The 18,284-nt window shown below is 68.3% G+C and carries 16 protein-coding genes; 5 read left to right on the top strand and 11 right to left on the bottom strand.

Going from position 1 to position 18,284, the window contains the following annotated elements:
• The first annotated feature begins 71 nt into the window (after positions 1-71).
• The 4 genes from ACO073_RS03500 to ACO073_RS03485 are packed head-to-tail and all read left to right on the top strand — an operon-like array spanning position 72 to position 5,290.
• Positions 72-2,723, top strand: coding sequence for a hypothetical protein (locus tag ACO073_RS03500; protein ID WP_421995306.1), 2,652 nt, complete (start codon positions 72-74; stop codon positions 2,721-2,723).
• A 32-nt stretch (positions 2,724-2,755) separates the two neighbouring features.
• Complete coding sequence (locus ACO073_RS03495) at positions 2,756-3,784, top strand: alpha/beta hydrolase (RefSeq protein WP_421995304.1); 1,029 nt, start codon at positions 2,756-2,758, stop codon at positions 3,782-3,784.
• Positions 3,785-3,810: 26 nt separating this feature from the next.
• Positions 3,811-4,362, top strand: coding sequence for an HD domain-containing protein (locus ACO073_RS03490; protein ID WP_421995302.1), 552 nt, complete (start codon positions 3,811-3,813; stop codon positions 4,360-4,362).
• 4 nt (positions 4,363-4,366) lie between these two features.
• Positions 4,367-5,290 (top strand): serine/threonine dehydratase, encoded by a 924-nt coding sequence (locus ACO073_RS03485; RefSeq protein ID WP_421995300.1) that lies wholly within the window; start codon positions 4,367-4,369, stop codon positions 5,288-5,290.
• A 3-nt stretch (positions 5,291-5,293) separates the two neighbouring features.
• Here ACO073_RS03485 and ACO073_RS03480 read toward each other — a convergent pair whose 3' ends face one another.
• The 11 genes from ACO073_RS03480 to ACO073_RS03430 all read right to left on the bottom strand — a co-directional run bounded on the left by ACO073_RS03480 (position 5,294) and on the right by ACO073_RS03430 (position 16,400).
• Positions 5,294-5,863 (bottom strand): hypothetical protein, encoded by a 570-nt coding sequence (locus ACO073_RS03480; RefSeq protein WP_421995298.1) that lies wholly within the window; start codon positions 5,861-5,863, stop codon positions 5,294-5,296.
• 33 nt (positions 5,864-5,896) lie between these two features.
• Positions 5,897-6,844 (bottom strand): ABC transporter ATP-binding protein, encoded by a 948-nt coding sequence (locus ACO073_RS03475; RefSeq protein ID WP_421997387.1) that lies wholly within the window; start codon positions 6,842-6,844, stop codon positions 5,897-5,899.
• Entirely contained in the window at positions 6,841-7,815 is a 975-nt protein-coding gene (locus tag ACO073_RS03470) for an ABC transporter ATP-binding protein (protein ID WP_421995296.1), read from the bottom strand. Before ACO073_RS03470 ends, ACO073_RS03475 begins: the two co-directional genes overlap by 4 nt.
• 3 nt (positions 7,816-7,818) lie before the next feature.
• The gene (locus tag ACO073_RS03465) at positions 7,819-8,673 is read right to left on the bottom strand and encodes an ABC transporter permease (protein WP_421995294.1); all 855 of its coding nucleotides are present in this window, start codon (positions 8,671-8,673) and stop codon (positions 7,819-7,821) included.
• Positions 8,673-9,677 carry an ABC transporter permease gene (locus ACO073_RS03460; RefSeq protein ID WP_421995292.1) on the bottom strand — a complete coding sequence of 335 codons (1,005 nt, stop codon included), beginning with the start codon at positions 9,675-9,677 and terminating at the stop codon, positions 8,673-8,675. Before ACO073_RS03460 ends, ACO073_RS03465 begins: the two co-directional genes overlap by 1 nt.
• Before the next feature lie 103 nt (positions 9,678-9,780).
• Complete coding sequence (locus ACO073_RS03455; RefSeq protein WP_421995290.1) at positions 9,781-11,388, bottom strand: ABC transporter substrate-binding protein; 1,608 nt, start codon at positions 11,386-11,388, stop codon at positions 9,781-9,783.
• Between the two features lie 61 nt (positions 11,389-11,449).
• On the bottom strand, positions 11,450-11,908 hold the full coding sequence (locus tag ACO073_RS03450) for a PaaI family thioesterase (protein ID WP_421995288.1): 459 nt from the start codon (positions 11,906-11,908) through the stop codon (positions 11,450-11,452).
• The gene (locus ACO073_RS03445; protein WP_421995286.1) at positions 11,905-12,918 is read right to left on the bottom strand and encodes a zinc-binding dehydrogenase; all 1,014 of its coding nucleotides are present in this window, start codon (positions 12,916-12,918) and stop codon (positions 11,905-11,907) included. The genes ACO073_RS03450 and ACO073_RS03445 overlap by 4 nt, the downstream gene beginning before the upstream one ends.
• A gap of 2 nt (positions 12,919-12,920) precedes the next feature.
• A complete protein-coding gene (locus tag ACO073_RS03440; protein WP_421995284.1) occupies positions 12,921-14,435 on the bottom strand; it encodes a class I adenylate-forming enzyme family protein in 1,515 nt (504 codons plus the stop codon).
• Positions 14,429-15,514, bottom strand: coding sequence for a M14 family metallopeptidase (locus ACO073_RS03435; RefSeq protein WP_421995282.1), 1,086 nt, complete (start codon positions 15,512-15,514; stop codon positions 14,429-14,431). The genes ACO073_RS03440 and ACO073_RS03435 overlap by 7 nt, the downstream gene beginning before the upstream one ends.
• A 43-nt stretch (positions 15,515-15,557) precedes the next feature.
• Positions 15,558-16,400 (bottom strand): VOC family protein, encoded by an 843-nt coding sequence (locus tag ACO073_RS03430; protein ID WP_421995280.1) that lies wholly within the window; start codon positions 16,398-16,400, stop codon positions 15,558-15,560.
• Between the two features lie 241 nt (positions 16,401-16,641).
• Between ACO073_RS03430 and ACO073_RS03425 the strand changes: the two genes are divergently transcribed.
• Positions 16,642-18,243 carry an ABC transporter substrate-binding protein gene (locus ACO073_RS03425; RefSeq protein WP_421995278.1) on the top strand — a complete coding sequence of 534 codons (1,602 nt, stop codon included), beginning with the start codon at positions 16,642-16,644 and terminating at the stop codon, positions 18,241-18,243.
• Positions 18,244-18,284 lie beyond the last annotated feature (41 nt).

Raw genomic sequence — 18,284 nt, 5'->3', positions numbered from 1 at the left:
GTGCCTGAAGCGCTGCGCGCCAAGCGCAGCGCTTCCCGGCCGCAACGACGGCCCAACAACGGAGTCCCCCCTTGACCGTTACGGTCGATCTCGACCATCGCCCGCCCGTTTCCTTCTACCTGTCCGTCGGCCTGGTCGCCGGCAGCATCATCGCGCTGCAGATCGGCATCATGCGCATCTTCTCCGTCGGGAGCTGGGCGCATTTCGGCTCGCTGGTGGTGAGCCTGGCGATGTTCGGCTTCGGCCTGACCAGCGCCGTGATGTGCGTCGGGAAGGGCTGGTTCGAAAGGCACTGGCAGGGGGCCATCAAGGGCTCCCTTTTCGCGTTCGGCCCCTTGATGGTGGTCTGCAACCTGCTGGCCCAGCAGGTGCCGTTCAACGCCATCTTCCTGATCTCGGACCCGATGCAGAAATGGCGGCTGCTCGCCAACTTCGTGCTCTACTTCCTGCCCTTCCTCGCCGGTGCGCTCTATCTCGGCACGGTCTTCCTGAAGGCGCAGAAGACCTTCAACCGCGTCTACTTCGCCGACCTTGTGGGCTCGGGCCTGTGCGGCCTGTCGGTGCTGCTGGCGATGTACTTCTACCGCCCCGACGACCTGATCATGGCGCCGCTGCTGCTGTGGCTGGCCGGCGGCCTTCTATGGTTCGTGGCGCTGGGCGACCGTGGCGGCATGCTGGCGATCGTCGCGGTCGCCGTCCTGTCGGCCGCGGTGCACTACGTGGCGCCGGGCGCGCTCGGCATCCCGAAGCTCGCCGTGTCGGACTACAAGGGCGTGGCCTACGCCCGCAAGTTCCCCGACAACAAGCGCACCTACGAGCGCACGACCCCGTTCGGCTATCTCGAGGTCTATTCGAGTTCCTACCTGCATTTCGCGCCGGGCCTGTCGGACAACGCCGCCTTCAACCTGCCCAAGATGCCGAGCAACGCCTATCTCGGCCTCTACATCGATTCGGAAGGCCCGGCGGGCGTCATCAAGGACCTGCCGGCCGACGAGACGGCGTACTTCAAGTACCTGCCGATGTACTACCCCTACCTGCTGAAGAAGGACCCGAACACCTTCGTCGTGCAGTTCGGCGGCGGCCTGTCGACGGCGGTGGCGCTGAAGTCGGGCTCGAGCCACGTCACGGTCGCCGAGGGCAATCCCGCGCTCCTGACGGCGTTCCGCGCCGACAAGGGGCTGCGCGACTTCACCGGCGACATCCTCAACAACCCGAAGGTCAGCGTCATCGACTATGACGGACGCCTCTACCTGGCGCACACGCTGAACCGCTACGACATCATCGACCTGTCGCTGGCCGATTCCGCGGGCCTGTCCAGCCCCGGTGGCTTCTCGATCGTGGAGAAGTACGCCTACACTCGCGAGGCGATGAGCTCCTACATGCGGGCGCTGAAGCCGGGCGGCGTGCTCGCGGTCACGCTGTGGAACAAGGAAGAGCCGCCCAAGTCGGTGCTGAAGCTCTATGCGACCATGGTTGCGGCGGCGCGCGACGTCAGCGGGCCGGACGTCGCCCGCGATTTCTACACGGTGTCGTCCTACCTCTCGACCGCGACCGTCCTGTACAAGCGCGGCGGCTTCACGGCCGAGGAGATCGAGGCGCTCAACGCCCATTCGAAGGCAATGTCCTTCGACGTGATCTACTATCCCGGCCTCAAGGTCGACGAAGGCGAGCTGCCGCAGATCCTGCAGGACTATCACGACCAGTTCTTCTTCAGCGGCGCGCCGGCCGATCCGACCGCGCCGAAGGAGAGCGAGCCGCACGACAAGCCCCCGCCGGGGGTGGCGACCGCCGGCAGCACGACCGAGGAGGCCAAGGACGCCGGGCCGCCCGTCCCGCGCGTGCCGGCGACGGTGCTCGGCCGGCTCGCCTGGCACTACCTGATCGACGGCGGCTGGCAGAAGGTGGCGGACGAGTACGTCTTCGACACCCGCGTCCTCACCAACCACCAGCCCTACTTCGCCGCCTACATCAAGGTGAAGGACCTGCTGAAGTTCACCGACCGGCTGGAGCTGGTCCAGGACGAGTGGGGCTACCTGCTGCTGTGGGCGACGCTGGGCATCGCCTCGATCTTCGCCCTGACCCTGGTCCTGTTCCCGGTGGTGTTCGGCTGGCGCACGATCTTCAGCCGCTATCCCGGCAAGTTCGGCACCATGATCTACTTCCTGTGTCTGGGGCTGGGCTACATCATCGTCGAGGTGGGCATGATCTCCCACTTCATCCTGGCGCTCAGCAACGCCACGGTCTCGGCGTCGGTGATGATCACCGGCATGCTGGTCTTCTCCGGCATCGGCAGCTTCTTCAGCGAGCGCTACCTCGACCGGGCGCGCAGCGTCATGCCGAAGGTGTTCCTGGCGATCTTCGTGATCCTGGCGCTCTATGCCTTCACCATCGACTATGCGCTCGACTGGATCGGCACGCTGCCCTACGCGCTGCGCATCGTGCTGTGCCTGCTGCTGCTGCTGCCGCCGGCCTTCCTGATGGGCTTCCCCATGCCGACCGCCATGACGACGCTCGGCCGGCTGGGCAAGGACCACATGTTCCTGTGGGCCTGGGGCATCAACGGCTGCTTCTCGGTGATCGGCGCCGCCCTGGTGCCGATCGTGGCGACCAGCTTCGGCCTGCCGGCCGTGGTGCTGGTCGGCGCGCTCGCCTATCTCGTGGCGCTGCCGGCCTTCTTCTCGGTGCTGATGCCGCTCTCGGCGGCGCGGCCGTCGGTCGCGTGATCCGCCGGGCGCTGCTGCTGGGGGCGTTGTTCATGCCGTTTTCCGCGCACGCCCAGAGCAAGCGACCCGCCCGCGGCTCCCGCCAGTCGTCCAAGCCGTCGAAGCCGTCGGCGCGGTCCGCCGCCGCCAAGCCGGCGCCGGCGAGATCCGCCAAGCCTACTCCCAAGCCGGCCGCGAAGCCCGCCGGCCCGGCGCCCGTCGCGGCCGCCAGGACCGAGTTCGTCGCCTTCAACACCTCGGCGTTCCCCTATCGCGGCTACCTGCCCGACACGCGCAAGCCGTTCCTCGACGCGCGCAGTGGGCGGCGGCGCGGGCATACGAGCCTGCGGGGCACCGTGTACTGGGAGGACCAGACCTACAGCGACCGTCGCTCGCTGCTCTTCCTGCCGCCCGGCTTCGATCCGCGGCGCCCCGCCATGATCGTGGTCTATTTCCACGGGCAGGGGGCCACGCTGGAGCGCGACGTCGTGATGCGCCAGGCGGTGCCGAGGCAGGTCGCCGAGTCGGGCCGCAACGCCGTGCTGGTGGCGCCGCAGCTCGCCTACGATGCCGCCGATTCCAGTGCCGGCAACTTCTGGAAGCCCGGTCACTTCGCCGCCTTCGTCGACGAGGCGGCCGAGCGCCTGATGCGGCTCTACGGCGACCGCGCCGTCGGCCGCACCTTCAACCTCGCGCCGGTCGTGATCGTGGCCTATAGCGGCGGCTACCTGCCGGCTGCCTATGCGCTCGACCGGGGCGGCGCCACGCATCGCGTCAAGGGCGTGATCCTGCTCGACGCGCTCTATGGCGACGAAGACAAGTTCGCCGCCTGGGTGGCGCGCCGGCGCCGACAGACCTTCCTGCTGAGCGCCTACACCGAGTCGACGCGCGAGGAGAACGGCACTCTCCAGACGCTGCTGGCCAAGCGCCGCGTGTCGGTCAGGCACAGCCTGCCGCCGTCGCTCGACTCCGGTACCGTGGCCTTCGCGGCCTGCGGCAACCGCGACATGCATGGCGATTTTGTTACACGGGCCTGGCGAACCGATCCCCTCAGGCATGCGCTTTCGATGATTCCCGCCTAGGCGGGGGGACGTGATATCAAGGGGCCATGAGCGATCCCCTGCGCCAGGAACTCCTGGAGATCTTTGCCGGCCGCGCCACGCGCCGCTATGGCCTGAGCGCCATCAACCAGCTCCAGCATGCACTGCAGGCGGCGGCCCTGGCCGAGGCCGATGCGGCGCCGCCGCCGACCGTGCTGGCCTGCCTGCTGCACGATGTCGGCCACATGATCCACGACCTCGGCGAGGATCCGGCGGCGCGCGGCGTCGACGACGTGCACGAGGAGCTGGGCGCAAGGTGGCTGGCCGAACGCTTCGGTCCCGAGGTGAGCGAGCCCGTCCGCCTGCACGTGGCGGCCAAGCGGTATCTCTGCACGACCGAATCCGACTATTTCGGCAAGCTGTCGCCGGATTCGGTGCGCAGCCTCGAACTGCAGGGCGGCCTGATGTCGGCCGACGAGGTCGCTTCCTTCCGCGCCAATCCCCACCATGCCGAGGCGGTGCGGCTGCGCCGCTACGACGAGGCCGCCAAGGATCCGCGCGCGACGACGCCGGACTTCGACCATTATCTCCGCCACGTCGCGGCCTGCCGCCGCGCCTGAACCCATGATCGGACCCCGGGAGATCGAGGCCGCGTGGCGCCTCATCCAGCCGCATGTCCGCCGCACGCCGGTCGTCGAGCTGGCCGCGGGGACGCTGGGCCTCGCCGTGCCGCTGGCGCTCAAGATCGAATCGCTGCAGGTCAGCGGTACGTTCAAGGGCCGCGGCGCCTTCCACAAGCTGCTCGCCTCGACGGTGCCGGCGGCCGGCATCATCGCCGCCTCGGGCGGCAACCATGGCGCGGCCGCGGCCTATGCGGCCCGGGCGCTCGGCCACAAGGCCGAGATCTTCGTGCCGACGATTGCCGCGCCCGCCAAGGTGGCGCGCCTCCGGAGCTACGGCGCCGTCGTCCACCAGGTCGGTGCCGTCTATGCCGACGCGCGGGCGGCCTCCGAGGCGCGGGCCGTCGAGACCGGCGCACTGATGGTCGCGGCCTACGACGATCCCGGCGTGTTCGCCGGCGCCGGCAGCGTCGCCCTTGAGTTCGCCGAGCAGGCGTCCTTCGACACCTTGCTGATCGCGGTGGGCGGCGGCGGCCTGATCGCCGGCTGCGCGGCAGCGATCGGCGCCACGCGCAGGATCGTCGCCGTCGAGACCGAGGGCACGCCGACGCTGCACGCCGCGCTCGCGGCGGGCCGGCCGGTCGACGTCGCGGTCTCCGGCATCGCCGCCGACGCGCTGGGGGCGAGCCGGATCGGCACGCCCAACTTCGAGATCGCCCGGCAACTTGTGAAGGAGTCCGTCCTCGTCAGCGACGAGGCGGTGCGTGCCGCCCAGCGGGCGCTGTGGGAGGAGCTGCGGCTGGTCGCCGAGCCGGCCGGCGCGACCGGGCTCGCGGCCCTTATGGCCGGCGCCTACCGGCCGGCGCCGGGCGAGCGCGTCGCGACCCTGATCTGCGGCGCCAACACCGATCCCGGGTCGGTCGCCTGATCCTCAGCGTGCGACTTCGGTCACGACGGCGCGGTTGGCCTTGCCGGAGGCGTCGCTGAAATCGTAGCGGATGGCGAACTTGTCGGCCGGCGAGATCCACCAGCGCGACACGGCGCGCTGGCCGCGGTCGCCCTGCTCCTGCATCTCGATCAGGAACGTGTCGATCATGGCGTCGGCCGGACCGCGGCGGTTCTCGAACTTCGCGACGGTCAGGGTGTAGTGCCAGGTGCGGCCGCCGGCGCTGTAGCGGGCCTCGATCTTCTTGCCGACCTCGAGCGGCCACAGGCGCTCGGGCTTGAGCGCCGAGATGAAGGCCGTCATGTCGCTGCCGTCGGGCGACGGGTTGTCGAACAGGAGCGCCCGCAGCCGGTAGGGCTGGCCGCCGACGATCTGCATCAGGCAGTCCATGCCGTCGCGGCCTTTTGCCGTGACCTTGGTGCCGCTGTCGTAGGTGAAGGTGGTGCCCGGTTCCGGGCAGGCGAAGTCCATGGTCTGGGCGACCGCCGGGGCACTGGGCAGGGCGGCGATCGGAAGCAGGGCGGCGGTCAGGACCGCCGCGAGACGCGGGCTCATGCCGCAATCATAGCCCAGTCCGCCGGTGGCGGGTCAGACGAAATGGCAGGCCGCCAGCGCGCCGCCGGCGACGGGCCGCAGCGCCGGCTTGTCGGTCCGGCAGCGCTCCTGGGCGATCGGGCAGCGCGAATGGAAGGGGCAGCCGGCCGGCGGATCGAGCGGGCTCGGCAGCTCTCCCTGGAGCACGGTGCGCTGCCGGGTGCGGGCAACCCTCGGGTTGGCGATCGGCGCCGCTGCGAGCAGCGCCTTGGTGTAGGGATGCTGGGGATTGCGCCAGATCTGGTCGCGGCCGCCCAGCTCGACCAGCATGCCGAGGTACATGACGGCGACCCGGTCGGCGATGTGCTCGACCACCGACAGGTCGTGGCTGATGAACAGGTAGGACACGCCGAACCGGCTCTTCAGGTCCTCCAGCAGGTTGATCACCTGGGCGCGCACCGAGACGTCGAGCGCCGACACCGGCTCGTCGCAGATGATCAGCCGGGGGCTCAGCGCCAGCGCGCGGGCGATGCCGATGCGCTGGCGCTGGCCGCCGGAGAATTCGTGGGGGTAGCGCTGCTTGGCCTCGGCGGGCAGCCCGACCCAGGACAGGAGCTCGTCGACGCGCGCGGCGATGGCGTCCGCCTTCCAGCCGGCGATCACCATCGGCTGGGCGACCGAGCGCCCGACCGTGGATCGCGGGTTGAGCGAGCCGTACGGGTCCTGGAAGATCATCTGCACCTTGCGGCGCATGGCGTTGAGCTCGCCGCGCTCGAGCGGCGCGATGTCGACATCCTCGACCAGGATCTGGCCGGAGACCGTCGGCACCAGGCGCATGATCGCCTTGCCGAGCGTGGACTTGCCGCAGCCCGATTCGCCCACCAGACCCAGCGTCTCGCCGACGGCGAGGTCGAGGCTGACGCCGTTCACCGCCCGCACGAGGCCGGCGGCGGTGTTGAAGTGGACGTGGACGTCGCGCAGGGCCAGCAGCGACATGGTCAGCCGGCCTCGGCGGCGAAGCAGGCGACCAGCCGGCCCGGCGCTGGTTCGGTGAGTGCCGGGCGCTCCTGCAGGCAGCGGTCCATCACCCGCTTGCAGCGCGGCGCGAAGGCGCAGCCCTGCGGCAGCGCATTGAGCGGCGGCACCATGCCGGGAATGTCGGCCAGGCGCTCGGCCCGTTCCGCTCCCGGCACCGGCGTCGCGCCGATCAGGCCCACCGTGTAGGGATGCAGCGGCGCCTCGAACAGCTCGTCGACCGGCGCCTCCTCGACCTTGCGGCCGGCATACATCACGACCACCCGGTCGGCGGTCTCGGCGACCACGCCGAGATCGTGGGTGATGAACAGCATGGCCATGCCGGCGCTCGACTGCAGGCGCTTGAGCAGCGAGAGCACCTGCGCCTGCACCGTGACGTCGAGCGCGGTGGTCGGTTCGTCGGCGATCAGCACCGAGGGGCTGCAGGCGATGGCCATGGCGATGACCACGCGCTGGCACATGCCGCCGGAGAGCTGGTGCGGATAGGCGTCGAGGCGGCGGCCGGCATCGGGCATGCCGACCAGCTCCAGGAGCTCGTGGGCGCGGGCGCGCGCCTGGCCGCGGCCGAGCTCGGTGTGGGTGACCAGCACCTCGGCGATCTGCTTCTCGATCGTCGCCACCGGGTTGAGCGCGCTCATCGGGTCCTGGAAGATCATGCCGATCTCCTTGCCCCTTATGTCGAGCATCGCTTCCTCGGAGACCGAAACGATGTCGCGGCCGTTGAGCGCGATCGAGCCGCCGACGATGCGCGCCGGCGGGTCGGGCAGCAGGCGCATGATGCTGAGCGCCGACAGCGACTTGCCGCAGCCCGATTCGCCGACCAGCGCCACCGTCTCGCCGGCGCCGATGGCGAGCGACAGGCCGTCGACCGCCTTCATCTCGCCGCGGCGGGTGAACAGGGTCGTGCTCAGCCCCGTGACTTCGAGCGGGTGCGCCATCGCTCAGCGGTCCCGGAGCTTGGGGTTGAGGGCGTCGTTCAGCCCGTCGCCGATCAGGTTGAGGCAGAGGACGGTCACCATGATGGCGACGCCCGGAATGGCGCAGATGTACCAGGAGGTGCGGATCAGCAGCCGGCCGTCACCGACCAGCCGACCCCAGCTCGCGAGGTTGGGATCGCCGAGGCCGAGAAAGGACACCGCCGATTCGAACAGGATGGCGCCGGCCACGACCAGCGAGGAGAGCACGATGACCGGCGGCAGGGCGTTGGGCAGGATCTCCGTCGCGATGATGCGCCCGTTGCCCATGCCCATCGAGCGGCAGGCCTGGACGAATTCGCGGTCGCGCAGGGCCAGGAACTCGGCGCGCGTCATGCGCGCGATCGGCGTCCAGCTCACGACGCCGATGGCGATCACGATGTTCTCGAGCGTCGAGCCCAGGATGACCACGATGGTGAGCACGAAGATCAGGTTGGGAATGGTCTGGAACAGCTCGACGGCCCGCATGATGGCCTCGTCCATCCAGCCGCCGAAATAGCCGGCGATGGCGCCGACGGTGACGCCGATCAGGGTGGCGACGGCCGAGGCGAACAGGCCGATCAGCAGGGTGGCGCGGGCGCCGTGCACGATCATGGCCAGGATGTCGCGGCCGAGCGAATCGGTGCCCAGCAGGAAGTCGGGATCCTCGCCCGGCCACATTTCGGGCGCGCCGACGATGCGCAGCGGATCGGTCGGGAACAGGACCGGCGCCAGCAGCGCGGCCAGGGCCACGATCAGGATCAGCCCGGCGCCGACCAGGGCGCCGCGGTTGCGGGCGAAGCGGCCGAAGAACTCGAAGCGGGGCAGGGTGCGGCCGGCCATCAGCGGATCTCGATGCGCGGATCGAGCCACATGTAGATGAGGTCGACGGCGATATTGGCCAGGATCACGACCAGCGAGCCCAGCACCATGATGCCCAGCACGACGGGGTAGTTGCGCGAGCTCACGCTGTCGAACAGCAGCGAGCCGATGCCCGGCCAGCTGAACACGCTCTCGATCACCACGCTGCCGGCCAGCACCGTGCCCATCTGGACGCCGAGGATGGTGACCACCGGCAGCAGCGCGTTGCGCAGCACGTGGCTCACCGTGACCCGGTTGCGCGACAGGCCCTTGGCGCGGGCCGTGCGCACGAAGTCGAGCTGGGCGACCTCGAGCATCGAGGAGCGCATGACGCGGGTGTAGATCGCGGCATAGAACAGGCCGAGCGCCAGGGTCGGCAGGATCAGGTGGTGCAGGATGTCGAGCACGCTGGCCACGCCGCCGCCCGCGCCCCCGATCGTCGCCATGCCGCCGACCGGCAGCCAGCCGAGCTTCACCGAGAACAGCACGATCAGCATGATGCCGAGCCAGAAGGACGGCGCGGCGAAGAAGAACATGGCGGCGACCGAGACCAGGCTGTCCCAGAAGGTGCGCACCTTGACCGAGGCGACGACGCCCGCCGCCACGCCGACCGCCATGGCGAGCGTGATGCTCGACACCATCAGCAGCAGCGTGGCCGGCAGATGCACCCAGATGGCGTCGATCACCGGCAGGTTCTGGCGATAGGAGAAGCCGAAATCGAGGTGCATGAGCGCCCAGATGTACTTCAGGAGCTGCATCCACACGGGATCGTCGAGCCCGTAGGTCTTGCGCAGCAGCTCGACCGTCGCCGGGTCGCTGACTTGGTTCTCCGCGGTCATGAGCTCGAGGAAGCTGCCCGGCGCGAGCTGTATCAGGCAGAAGTTGATGATGACGACGCCCAGGATCAGCGGCACGGCCTGCACCAGCCGGCGCCTCAGGAGCCTGAGTGCCGCCAGCTGGCGGGATCCGGCCTGGGCTATGGCCATGACGGTCGCGCCGCGGAGGGCTCCCCGGGCAGACGATGCTTCGTCACCAATCCTCTCCCCCTGGCGGGGGAGAGGCGGATGACGATCGAGGAGGCGGAGGGGCTCAGCTCTCCAGCCATATGTCGTACCAGCTCGCGGCCAGGTAGTTGGGATCGTTGGAGTGGTTCTTCACCTTGGTGCTGGCGACGGTGATCGACTCCAGCTCGACCAGCGGCAGGAGAGGCGCCTCCTCCGCGATGATCTTCTGGAACTCGACCACCAGCGCCTTGCGCTTGGCGGGATCGGTCTCGACCTTGATCTTCTCGACCAGCGCGTCGACCGCGTCGGTGTGGAAGCCCGAGGCGTTGCGGAAGGGGATGCCCTTCTTGATGCCGTCCGACGTGTAGTACTGCGTGGTCGCCGGCACCGGTTCCGACGGGTTCGACTGGTTGGAGATGGCGATGTCGAAGTCGTAGTCGCTGTAGATGCGCTTGATCGAGGTCGGCCGGTCGGGGACGGTGAGGTTGACGCCGACGCCGACATCCTCGAGCCCCTGCTTGACGATCGCGCCGATCTTGCCGTTCTCCGCGAACCAGCCGGCGGCCAGCAGGTTCACGGTGAACCGCTTGCCGTCGGCCTTCTTCGGATAGCCCGCGGCGTCGAGCAATGCCGCCGCCTTCTTGGGATCGTAGTCGGTCTTGAACGTGTCCTTGGTGTAGAAGGCGGTGTTGGGCGAGAAGATCGGGCCGGTGCCCGGGCGCGCGTAGCCGTAGTAGACCGTCTTGGCGACCAAGTTGCGGTTGACGGCATGGAACATGGCCTGCCGGACCTCGCGCTTGGCGAAGATCGGGTTGCGGAAGCTGCACTCCATCGTGCTGGCCCACACCGCTTCCTCGTAGCCCTTCGAGGTGGCGACGAACTTGCCCGTCGCGGTCAGGCGCTTGATGTCGGGCGGCGCCACCGGGTTGAACACGCCGATATGGATGTCGCCGGCCTCGAGCGCGGCGGCGCGGCCGGCCGGGTCGCGGACGTAGCGGATGATCAGCCGGTCCATGTAGGGCAGGTTGGGCCGCCAGTAGGCGTCGTTCCTGACATATTCGAAATGACTGCCGCGCACCCATTCCTTGAATTTCCAGGGCCCGGTGCCGATCGGCGCATTGTTGGCCGGGTTGGTCACCGGGTCGCTGCCGGCATAGACGTGCTTGGGCACGATGTAGTTCACGTTGCCGCACAGCAGCGACGAGAAGAAGAACTCGGGCGTCGGCTTGGCGAACTTCACGACCACCGTGTCGGCGTCAGGTGCCTCGACACCGGCGAAGTCTCCGAGCGCCGACGCGGCCGCGTACTTCTTCCAGATCTCGCCGATCGAGTAGACGACGTCGTCGACCGTCATCTCCTTGCCGTCGTGGAACTTCACGCCCTTGCGGATCTTCACCGTGTAGGACTTGAAGTCGGCGGCGGGCTTCCAGCTCTCGGCCAGTTCGCCGTCGAAGGCGCCGTCCATTTTGCGGTTGCCCAGGCGCTCGAACAGCTTCGACGACGAGAAGGTGGGCGACGAGCCGCCGCCGGCCGGCACGTAGCAGGCCTGCGGCTCGCCGCCGCCCCAGGTGGCGACCAGCGTGCCGCCGCGCTTGGGCGTGCCCTGCGCAAAGGATGGTGACGTCGACAGGCCGAGAAGCGCGGTCGCCGATACCCCGGCGCCGAACTGACGGCGCGTAGTCCTGAATGTCATGATGCCTCCGTTGTCCCCGCTTCCCCGAGCCGACGTAGCAAACTTCGTACCGTGTGCGATCTCAGGCCGGCAGCGTCGAATAGGTCGCGCGGCCGACCGCGAGCAGGGCCTTCTGCTCGTTGAAGACGTCGACATCGACGACGCCGACGCTCTTGCCGGCGCGTCGCACGGTGGCCGTGATCACCAGGCCGGTCTTGATCGCAGGCCGCAGATAATCGACGCGGAAGTTGATGGTGGGCAGGCCGCGGCGCAGCGCCATGATCAGCGCGTAGTCGCCCACCGTGTCGATGATCGCCGCCAGCGGGCCGCCGTGCCACTGGCCGGTGCCGGCGCCGCGCTCGAACTCGGGCCGCATCGCACACGTCATCGTGATGCGTTCGGCCGCCGGATCCGCCTCGGTCACCTTCAGGCCGAGGAAGGCGATGAAGGGCGAGTGGTCGAGCATCTTCTGCAGCTCGTCCTTCGTGAGCGGCACCGGCTTGTCGGCCTTGCCCTTGTCGCTCGCAGCCTTGTCGCTCATGGCGCCACCACGACCTTGCCGAAGACCTCGCGATCCTCGATGACGCGCAGCGCCTCGCGCGCGTCCTTGAGCGGAAAGACCTTGTCGACCAGGACCTTGAGCTTGCCTTCCTGGACGAGCTTGAGCAGCGCCTCGATGTCGGAGCGCATCCAGCCGTTCGAACCCAGGACCTTGAGCTCGAAGGTCCAGATGAAGCGGATGTCTTCCTTGGGGTCGTAGCCGGCCGTGGCGCCGCAGGTCACCATGCGGCCGCCGACCTTCAGCACCTTCAGCGACTTCACCCAGGTGTCGCCGCCGGTGTAGTTGACGACCATGTCGACGCCGCGGTCGGTGCCGCCGCCGCGCCGCGTCGGCTTGCCGTAGAGGTTGTAGACCTCCTGCTGGAAGTCGTGCGTGACGTAGTTGATGGTCTTGTCGGCCCCGAGTTCCATCAGCCGCTTGGCCTTGGCGTCGGTGCCGGCGCAGGCGACGACCTCGGCGCCGGCCAGCTTGGCGATCTGCAGGCAGCAGACGCCGACGCCGCCGGAGGCGCCCAGGATCAGCACCTTCTCGCCGGACGTGACGTGGCCGTTGGTGGTCATCATGCGCAGCGCCGTGCCGTAGGCGCAGGGCAGGGCGGCCGCGTCGGTGAAGCTCACCCCGTCGGGGATGCGGACGAGCTGGTGCGCGCGCGCGCGGCAGAGCTCGGCCAGGCCGCCATGGATCGTCTCGCCCATCAGGCCGCCTTCGACGCGGTTGATGGGGTCGATCACGACGCGATCGCCCTTCTTCCAGCCGGTGACGCCGGGGCCGACCTCGACGATCTCGCCGGCGACGTCCAGGCCCATGATGGCCGGCATGGGCACCTTGATGCCGGGCATGCCGCGGCGCGTGAACACGTCATGGTAGTTGAGCGAGGAGGCCTTGACCGCGACGATCACGTCGCCCTCGCCGGGCGTGGGATCGGGGAAATCGGTCTCGTAGTTCAGGCGATCGGGCCCACCATGTTCGCGGACGACTGCGGCTTTCATTCCTAGAGTTCTCCTCCGGTTGGCATCTTCTGCGCGAGCGCGCGCTTGTCGATCTTGTTGGTCCCGGCCAGCGGCATCTCGTCGACGAAGAAGACGCGGCGCGGATGCTGGTAGGCGGGAGCGTTGGCGAGCGCGTAGGTCTTGATCGCCTGCTCGTCGAGCTCCGCGCCGTTGGCGCGCACGACGAAGGCCACGGGCTTGTGGCCCTTGAGCTCGTCGGGCACCGGCAGGACGGCGGCCTGATGGATGCCGGGATGGCGCTCCAGCATCTTCTCGACCTCGCCTGGATAGATGTTCTCGCCGCCGCAGACGAACATGTCGTCGGCGCGGCCGACGAAGAAGAAGAAGCCGTTCGCGTCGCGGCGGAAGACGTCGCCGGTGCGGTAGAAGCCGTCCGGCGTCATCACCTTCGCCGTGGTCTCGGGCAGCTTGTGATAGTGCGTCATCAGCGCGCCGCACTTCATCTCGAGCACGCCGCCCTCGGGATCGTCGCCCGTCACTTCCCTGCCGTCGCGCACCAGGCGCAGCTCGACCTCGGGATGGGGGTAGCCGGTCGACAGTTCGGGCTGCGGGATGCCCTTGGGATGTGGCCCGAACACGACGGGACCGGCCTCGGTCGTGCCGTAGCCGTTGCTGATCTGGGCCTTTGGGAACACCGCGCGCACCTGGTCGATCAGCGACTGGGTGATGGGCGCGGATCCCATGCGCACCGCCTCGACCGCCGACAGGTCGCTCGTGGCCAGCAGCTCCTTCTCGCGCAGGATCATGGCGATCATGGTCGGAACCGAGGTCAGGAAGGCGACGCGATGGCGCGCCGCCGCCTCGACATAGCCGCGGGTCGTGAACTGCGGCAACAGGACGATCGTGTCGCCCTGGTGCAGCGTGGTCTGGCACATGGCGAGGCCGTTCATGTGGTAGAGCGGCGCCGCGACCAGCGAGCGCTGACCCTGGGGTACCGGTCGGCGCACGCGCTGGGCGATCGCCCAGAGATGGGAATAGTGCGACAGGACCACGCCCTTGGGCCGGCCGGTCGAGCCCGACGTGTAGAGGAACATCGCCGGTTCCTCGGGCTCCATCTTCAGCGGCGTGAACGGTCCCTCATCGAGCAGATCAGCGAAGTCGCGATCGAACGACACCTGCGGCACGCCGGCGGGCGCGAGCTTCAGCCGCGCATCGTCGCCGATCACCAGCCTGGCGTCGCAGTCGCCCACGACATAGGCCACCGTTTCGGCCGGCAGCTTCCAGTTCACCGGCACCGAGACCAGGCCGGCCTGCATGGTGCCGAGGAAGGTCAGCAGGAACTCGGCGCGATTGGCGGACAGGATGGCGACCCGGTCGCCGCGCTTCAGGCCGCGCTTGAGGAGGCCGCGCGCCACGGCGGCGCTCAGCCGAACGATGTCGCCGTAGCTGTAGCGGCGCTCGCTGCCGTCGCCGCCGGCGTCGATCAGCGCCAGCGCCTCGCGCGGCACGTCACGGGAGATCGCGTCTCCCTGGTTGTCGTACTTGATGGTCACCATGCCGCCAGTCCCGCCAATGCCTGATCGGTGAGCTTCAGCCCGGCGGCCAGCGTGTCCTTGCGCCATTGGCCGTCGAACGGGCAGAAGGCATCCATCATGTCGGCCTGCAGGCCGGCACGTACATCCTCGTCCAGCCCGTCCTGGCGCCGCAGCCACTGGTCGAGCCTCAGGACACGCCGCATGTTGACGCCCCGCGTGCCGAACTCGATCACGGCACCGCACATCTCGCGGTTGCCGAGGAAGCGCTGGACGCCGTTGAACACCAGGCCGGTGTAGCTGGGCCGCTCCATGCCGTGCGGCCGCACACCGTCGACATTCTCCTTGCCCCACCAGTCGCAGGCCCGCTGGAAGAGGGCGCCCTCGTTGAAGCAGAGGAAGAACGGCTTGCCGTACTCGCCGATGCCGGTGTGCCAGTCGATGAAGGCGACTTTCTCGGCAGCCGGCAGCGTCTCCTGGATCACGGTCTCGAGCGTGCGGTTGGACCATTCGCGGTCCCGGCCGCCGAACATCAGCCCGTCGGCATGGACGTACTGGCCGCGCGCCAGCGTGTCGAACAGAGCGTCACGGCCGTGGCGCTCGGTGAAGGCGGCCATGGCGGCGTCGACGCGGGCGTTCTCGGCGTCGGTCCACTGCCGGATCATCAGGTCGCCGTGCAGCGTCTCGTAGTGCGGATTGGCCGGCGCCGGCCCGGCGGTGCGGTCGATGAAGTTGCGGTTGAGGTCGACGTTGTTCTCGGTGGTGCGGGTGAAATGGGCGAAGCCGTAGGGGTTGAGGCCGTGCACCAGCACCGCGCCGACGCCGGGAGGCAGCCGCGACGGGCCGCCCTGCATCATCCAGCCGATCTGCACCGCCGAGCCCGAGAAGCCCTCCTGGCCGTGGGTGCCGCTGACGAACAGCGCCTGGCGCGGCGCCTTGGCGTCGCCGAAGCAGGCGACGTCGACCGCCAGCGGACTGCCGTCCGGCGCCTGGTGGGCGGGATGGATGAAGGACCGGACCTCGCCGCCCGACCCGGCCGCGGCCTCCAGGAACTTGGCCCGCGCGCGCGCATAGCTCGCCGCGTAGCACTCGAAATACTCCATGATCCCTTTCGTCGCTCCAAGGCGACGCCCGAACGCCCGAATCCTACTCGACGAACTCCAGCACTGCGTTCAGCGCTTCACGGGCCGGCACCACGACACGCCCGCCCTGCCTCACCACACCCTTGATGCCACCCTCTTGCAAGGTGCGCGCCACCTTGTCTGCCGACACCGTGCGGAAGGTGAGCCCCGCCATATAGGCCTTGCGGCCCTCGGCATCGGGAACGGCGTCGCCGAACTGCGCCTTGAGCTCGTCCTCGGTGAGGATGTCGAAGTGCGAGTTGCCGACGACGACCCGCTTGCCGCCCTTGATGTCGCGCACCGTTTCGGGGCCGAACATGTCGGCATAGAGCTTGGACGCTGCCGCCGGATCGGGCTCGACGATCAGCGCGCGCACCACCGACACGACGCCGTTGGCGTGATGACGCCACTCGTCGCGCCACACGAGGTCGCGCGTGAAATGGTGGCAGTAGTAGACGCGGCCGTAGGGCACGACGCCCGCCTTCATGCGCACCGTGCGGAAGCGCGCATCGTGCTCCTTGCCGGCGACCTTGACCGGGCGGGTGAACTCGACCGGCGGGTCGATGGGCACGCCGGCCTTCGACAGCGATTCGTAGGTGATCGCGGAGTCCTCGGAGCCGAAGACCAGTCCGTTCAGGCCCGCCGGATAGTTCAGCAGGTCGAGGCGGCCGCTCGTCGCGTCCTTCGGAATGGCGATCAGCTCGAGATAGTCGGTGCCGAACATCGCGAGATGGTTCATCGAACCCAGCGAATGGAAGCCGCGCTCCGTCAGCGTGAAGCCCAGCCGACGATAGACGTCGGCCGCATGGTCCATGTCGTCACGGGCATTGATGACCACGTGATCGAGCGTCGCTGCCGGCAATGTCATGCGTGCTTCCCCTCTTGCGTCCCGACCGTCGCCCATCTTGGCATGTCGGGCACGTCAGGAATTCTTTTATCTCGCTGAGTTCCGCTCATGCGTGGAAAGATTTTCCAAAATTCAGTCTGACTTGAGAATGAGAGTCCAAGGTTGGAGGTGCCGGCACGAAGCGGTCTATGGTGGCCTGCATTTTGCTGCGTCTCATGAGGGTCGAACGGGGGTTGGCAACAAGAGGAGTGGGAGTAGACACATGAAAGCGAAATTCCGCACGACGCGCCGCGCGCTTCTGGCCGGCGCTTCAGCCCTGGCGATTTCCGGTGTGCGGGCATCGGCGCAGACGCCCACGCCCAAGAAGGGCGGCACGCTCACCTTCATGCAGAACAGCGAGCCGCAAACGCTGGTCGCGTTGACCACGACCGCGACACCGGTGCTGACGGTGAGCGCGAAGGCCACCGAAGGCCTGCTGGAATACGACTACGACATCAAGCCGCGGGCGCAGCTCGCCACGGAATGGTCGATCAGCCCCGACGGCAAGACCTACACGTTCAAGCTCCGGCCCAACGTGAAGTTCCACGACGGCAAGCCCTTCACCTCGGCCGACGTCGCCTACTCCATCGAGCTGCTGAAGACCCGCCATCCGCGCGGCCGCAACACCTTCGCCAACGTCACGGCGGTCAAGACGCCGGACCCGCTGACGGCGATCCTCGAACTGTCGAAGCCGGCGCCGTTCCTGATCAAGGCGCTGACCGCGGCCGAGGCGCCGATGATGCCGCGGCACATCTACGAAGGCACCGATCCGCTGGCCAATCCCAACGGCAACGCGCCGATCGGCACGGGCCCGTGGAAGTTCAAGGAATGGGTGCGCGGCAGCCACATCATCTACGAACGCAACCCCGACTACTGGGGCACACCCAAGCCCTATGCCGACCGCATCGTCTTCAAGTTCCTGCCCGATCCGGGGGCGCGGTCGATCGCCTTCGAGAACGGCTCGGCCGACATCGGCTACCGCACGCCGGTGGCGCTGTCGGACCTCGATCGGCTGAAGAAGGTGCCGACACTGCGCTTCGAGACCAAGGGGACCAGCTACTCGTACAATGTCTCCACGCTGCAGTTCAATCTCGACAGCCAGTTCTTCAAGAACCTCAAGGTGCGCCAGGCGGTGGCCCACACGATCGACCGCGCCGCGTTGATCAAGACGGTGGCCTACGGCTACGGCACGGTGTGCTATTCGCCGATCGCGCCGGGGCTGAAGGAGTTCCACGATCCGACGCCCAGCCCCTACAAGCTCGATTACAAGAAGGCCGAGGCGCTGCTCGACGAGGCGGGCTACCCGCGCGGCGCCAACAAGGTCCGGTTCAAGGTGCCGCTCGACTACAATCCGATCGGCGACGAGAGCCGCCGCGCCTGCGAGTACCTGCGCGCCGTGCTGGGCCGTGTCGGCATCGCCGTCGAGGTGAGGGCGGCCGATCCGTCGGCCTTCGTGAAGCGGATCTACACCGACCGCGACTTCGACTTTACCTTCAACGGGCATTCCAACCTGTTCGACCCGACGGTCGGCGTGCAGCGCATCTACTGGTCGAAGAACTTCAAGAAGGGCGTGCCCTTCTCCAACGGCTCGCACTACGACAATCCCAAGGTCGACGCGCTGCTCGAGGGGGCTTCGGTCGAGAACGATCCGGCGAAGCGCAAGCAGATGTTCATCGACTTCCAGCGCATCATCGCCGAGGAAGTGCCGGACATCCCGCTCTACTCGCCGCTCTACCTCACGATCAAGAACGTCCGCGTGCACGACGACTCGCTGACCGCCGACGGCGTCGAGGCCAACATGGCCTCGGTGTGGCTGGATGCGTGAGGTGCAGTCGTCCTCCCCTTCGCGGATTCCGCGAAGGGGAG

It is taken from the genome of Reyranella sp. (assembly GCF_965229815.1).
In the GTDB taxonomy this organism is placed as follows: Bacteria; Pseudomonadota; Alphaproteobacteria; order Reyranellales; family Reyranellaceae; genus Reyranella.
This window is presented reverse-complemented; position numbering and strand designations above follow the sequence as displayed.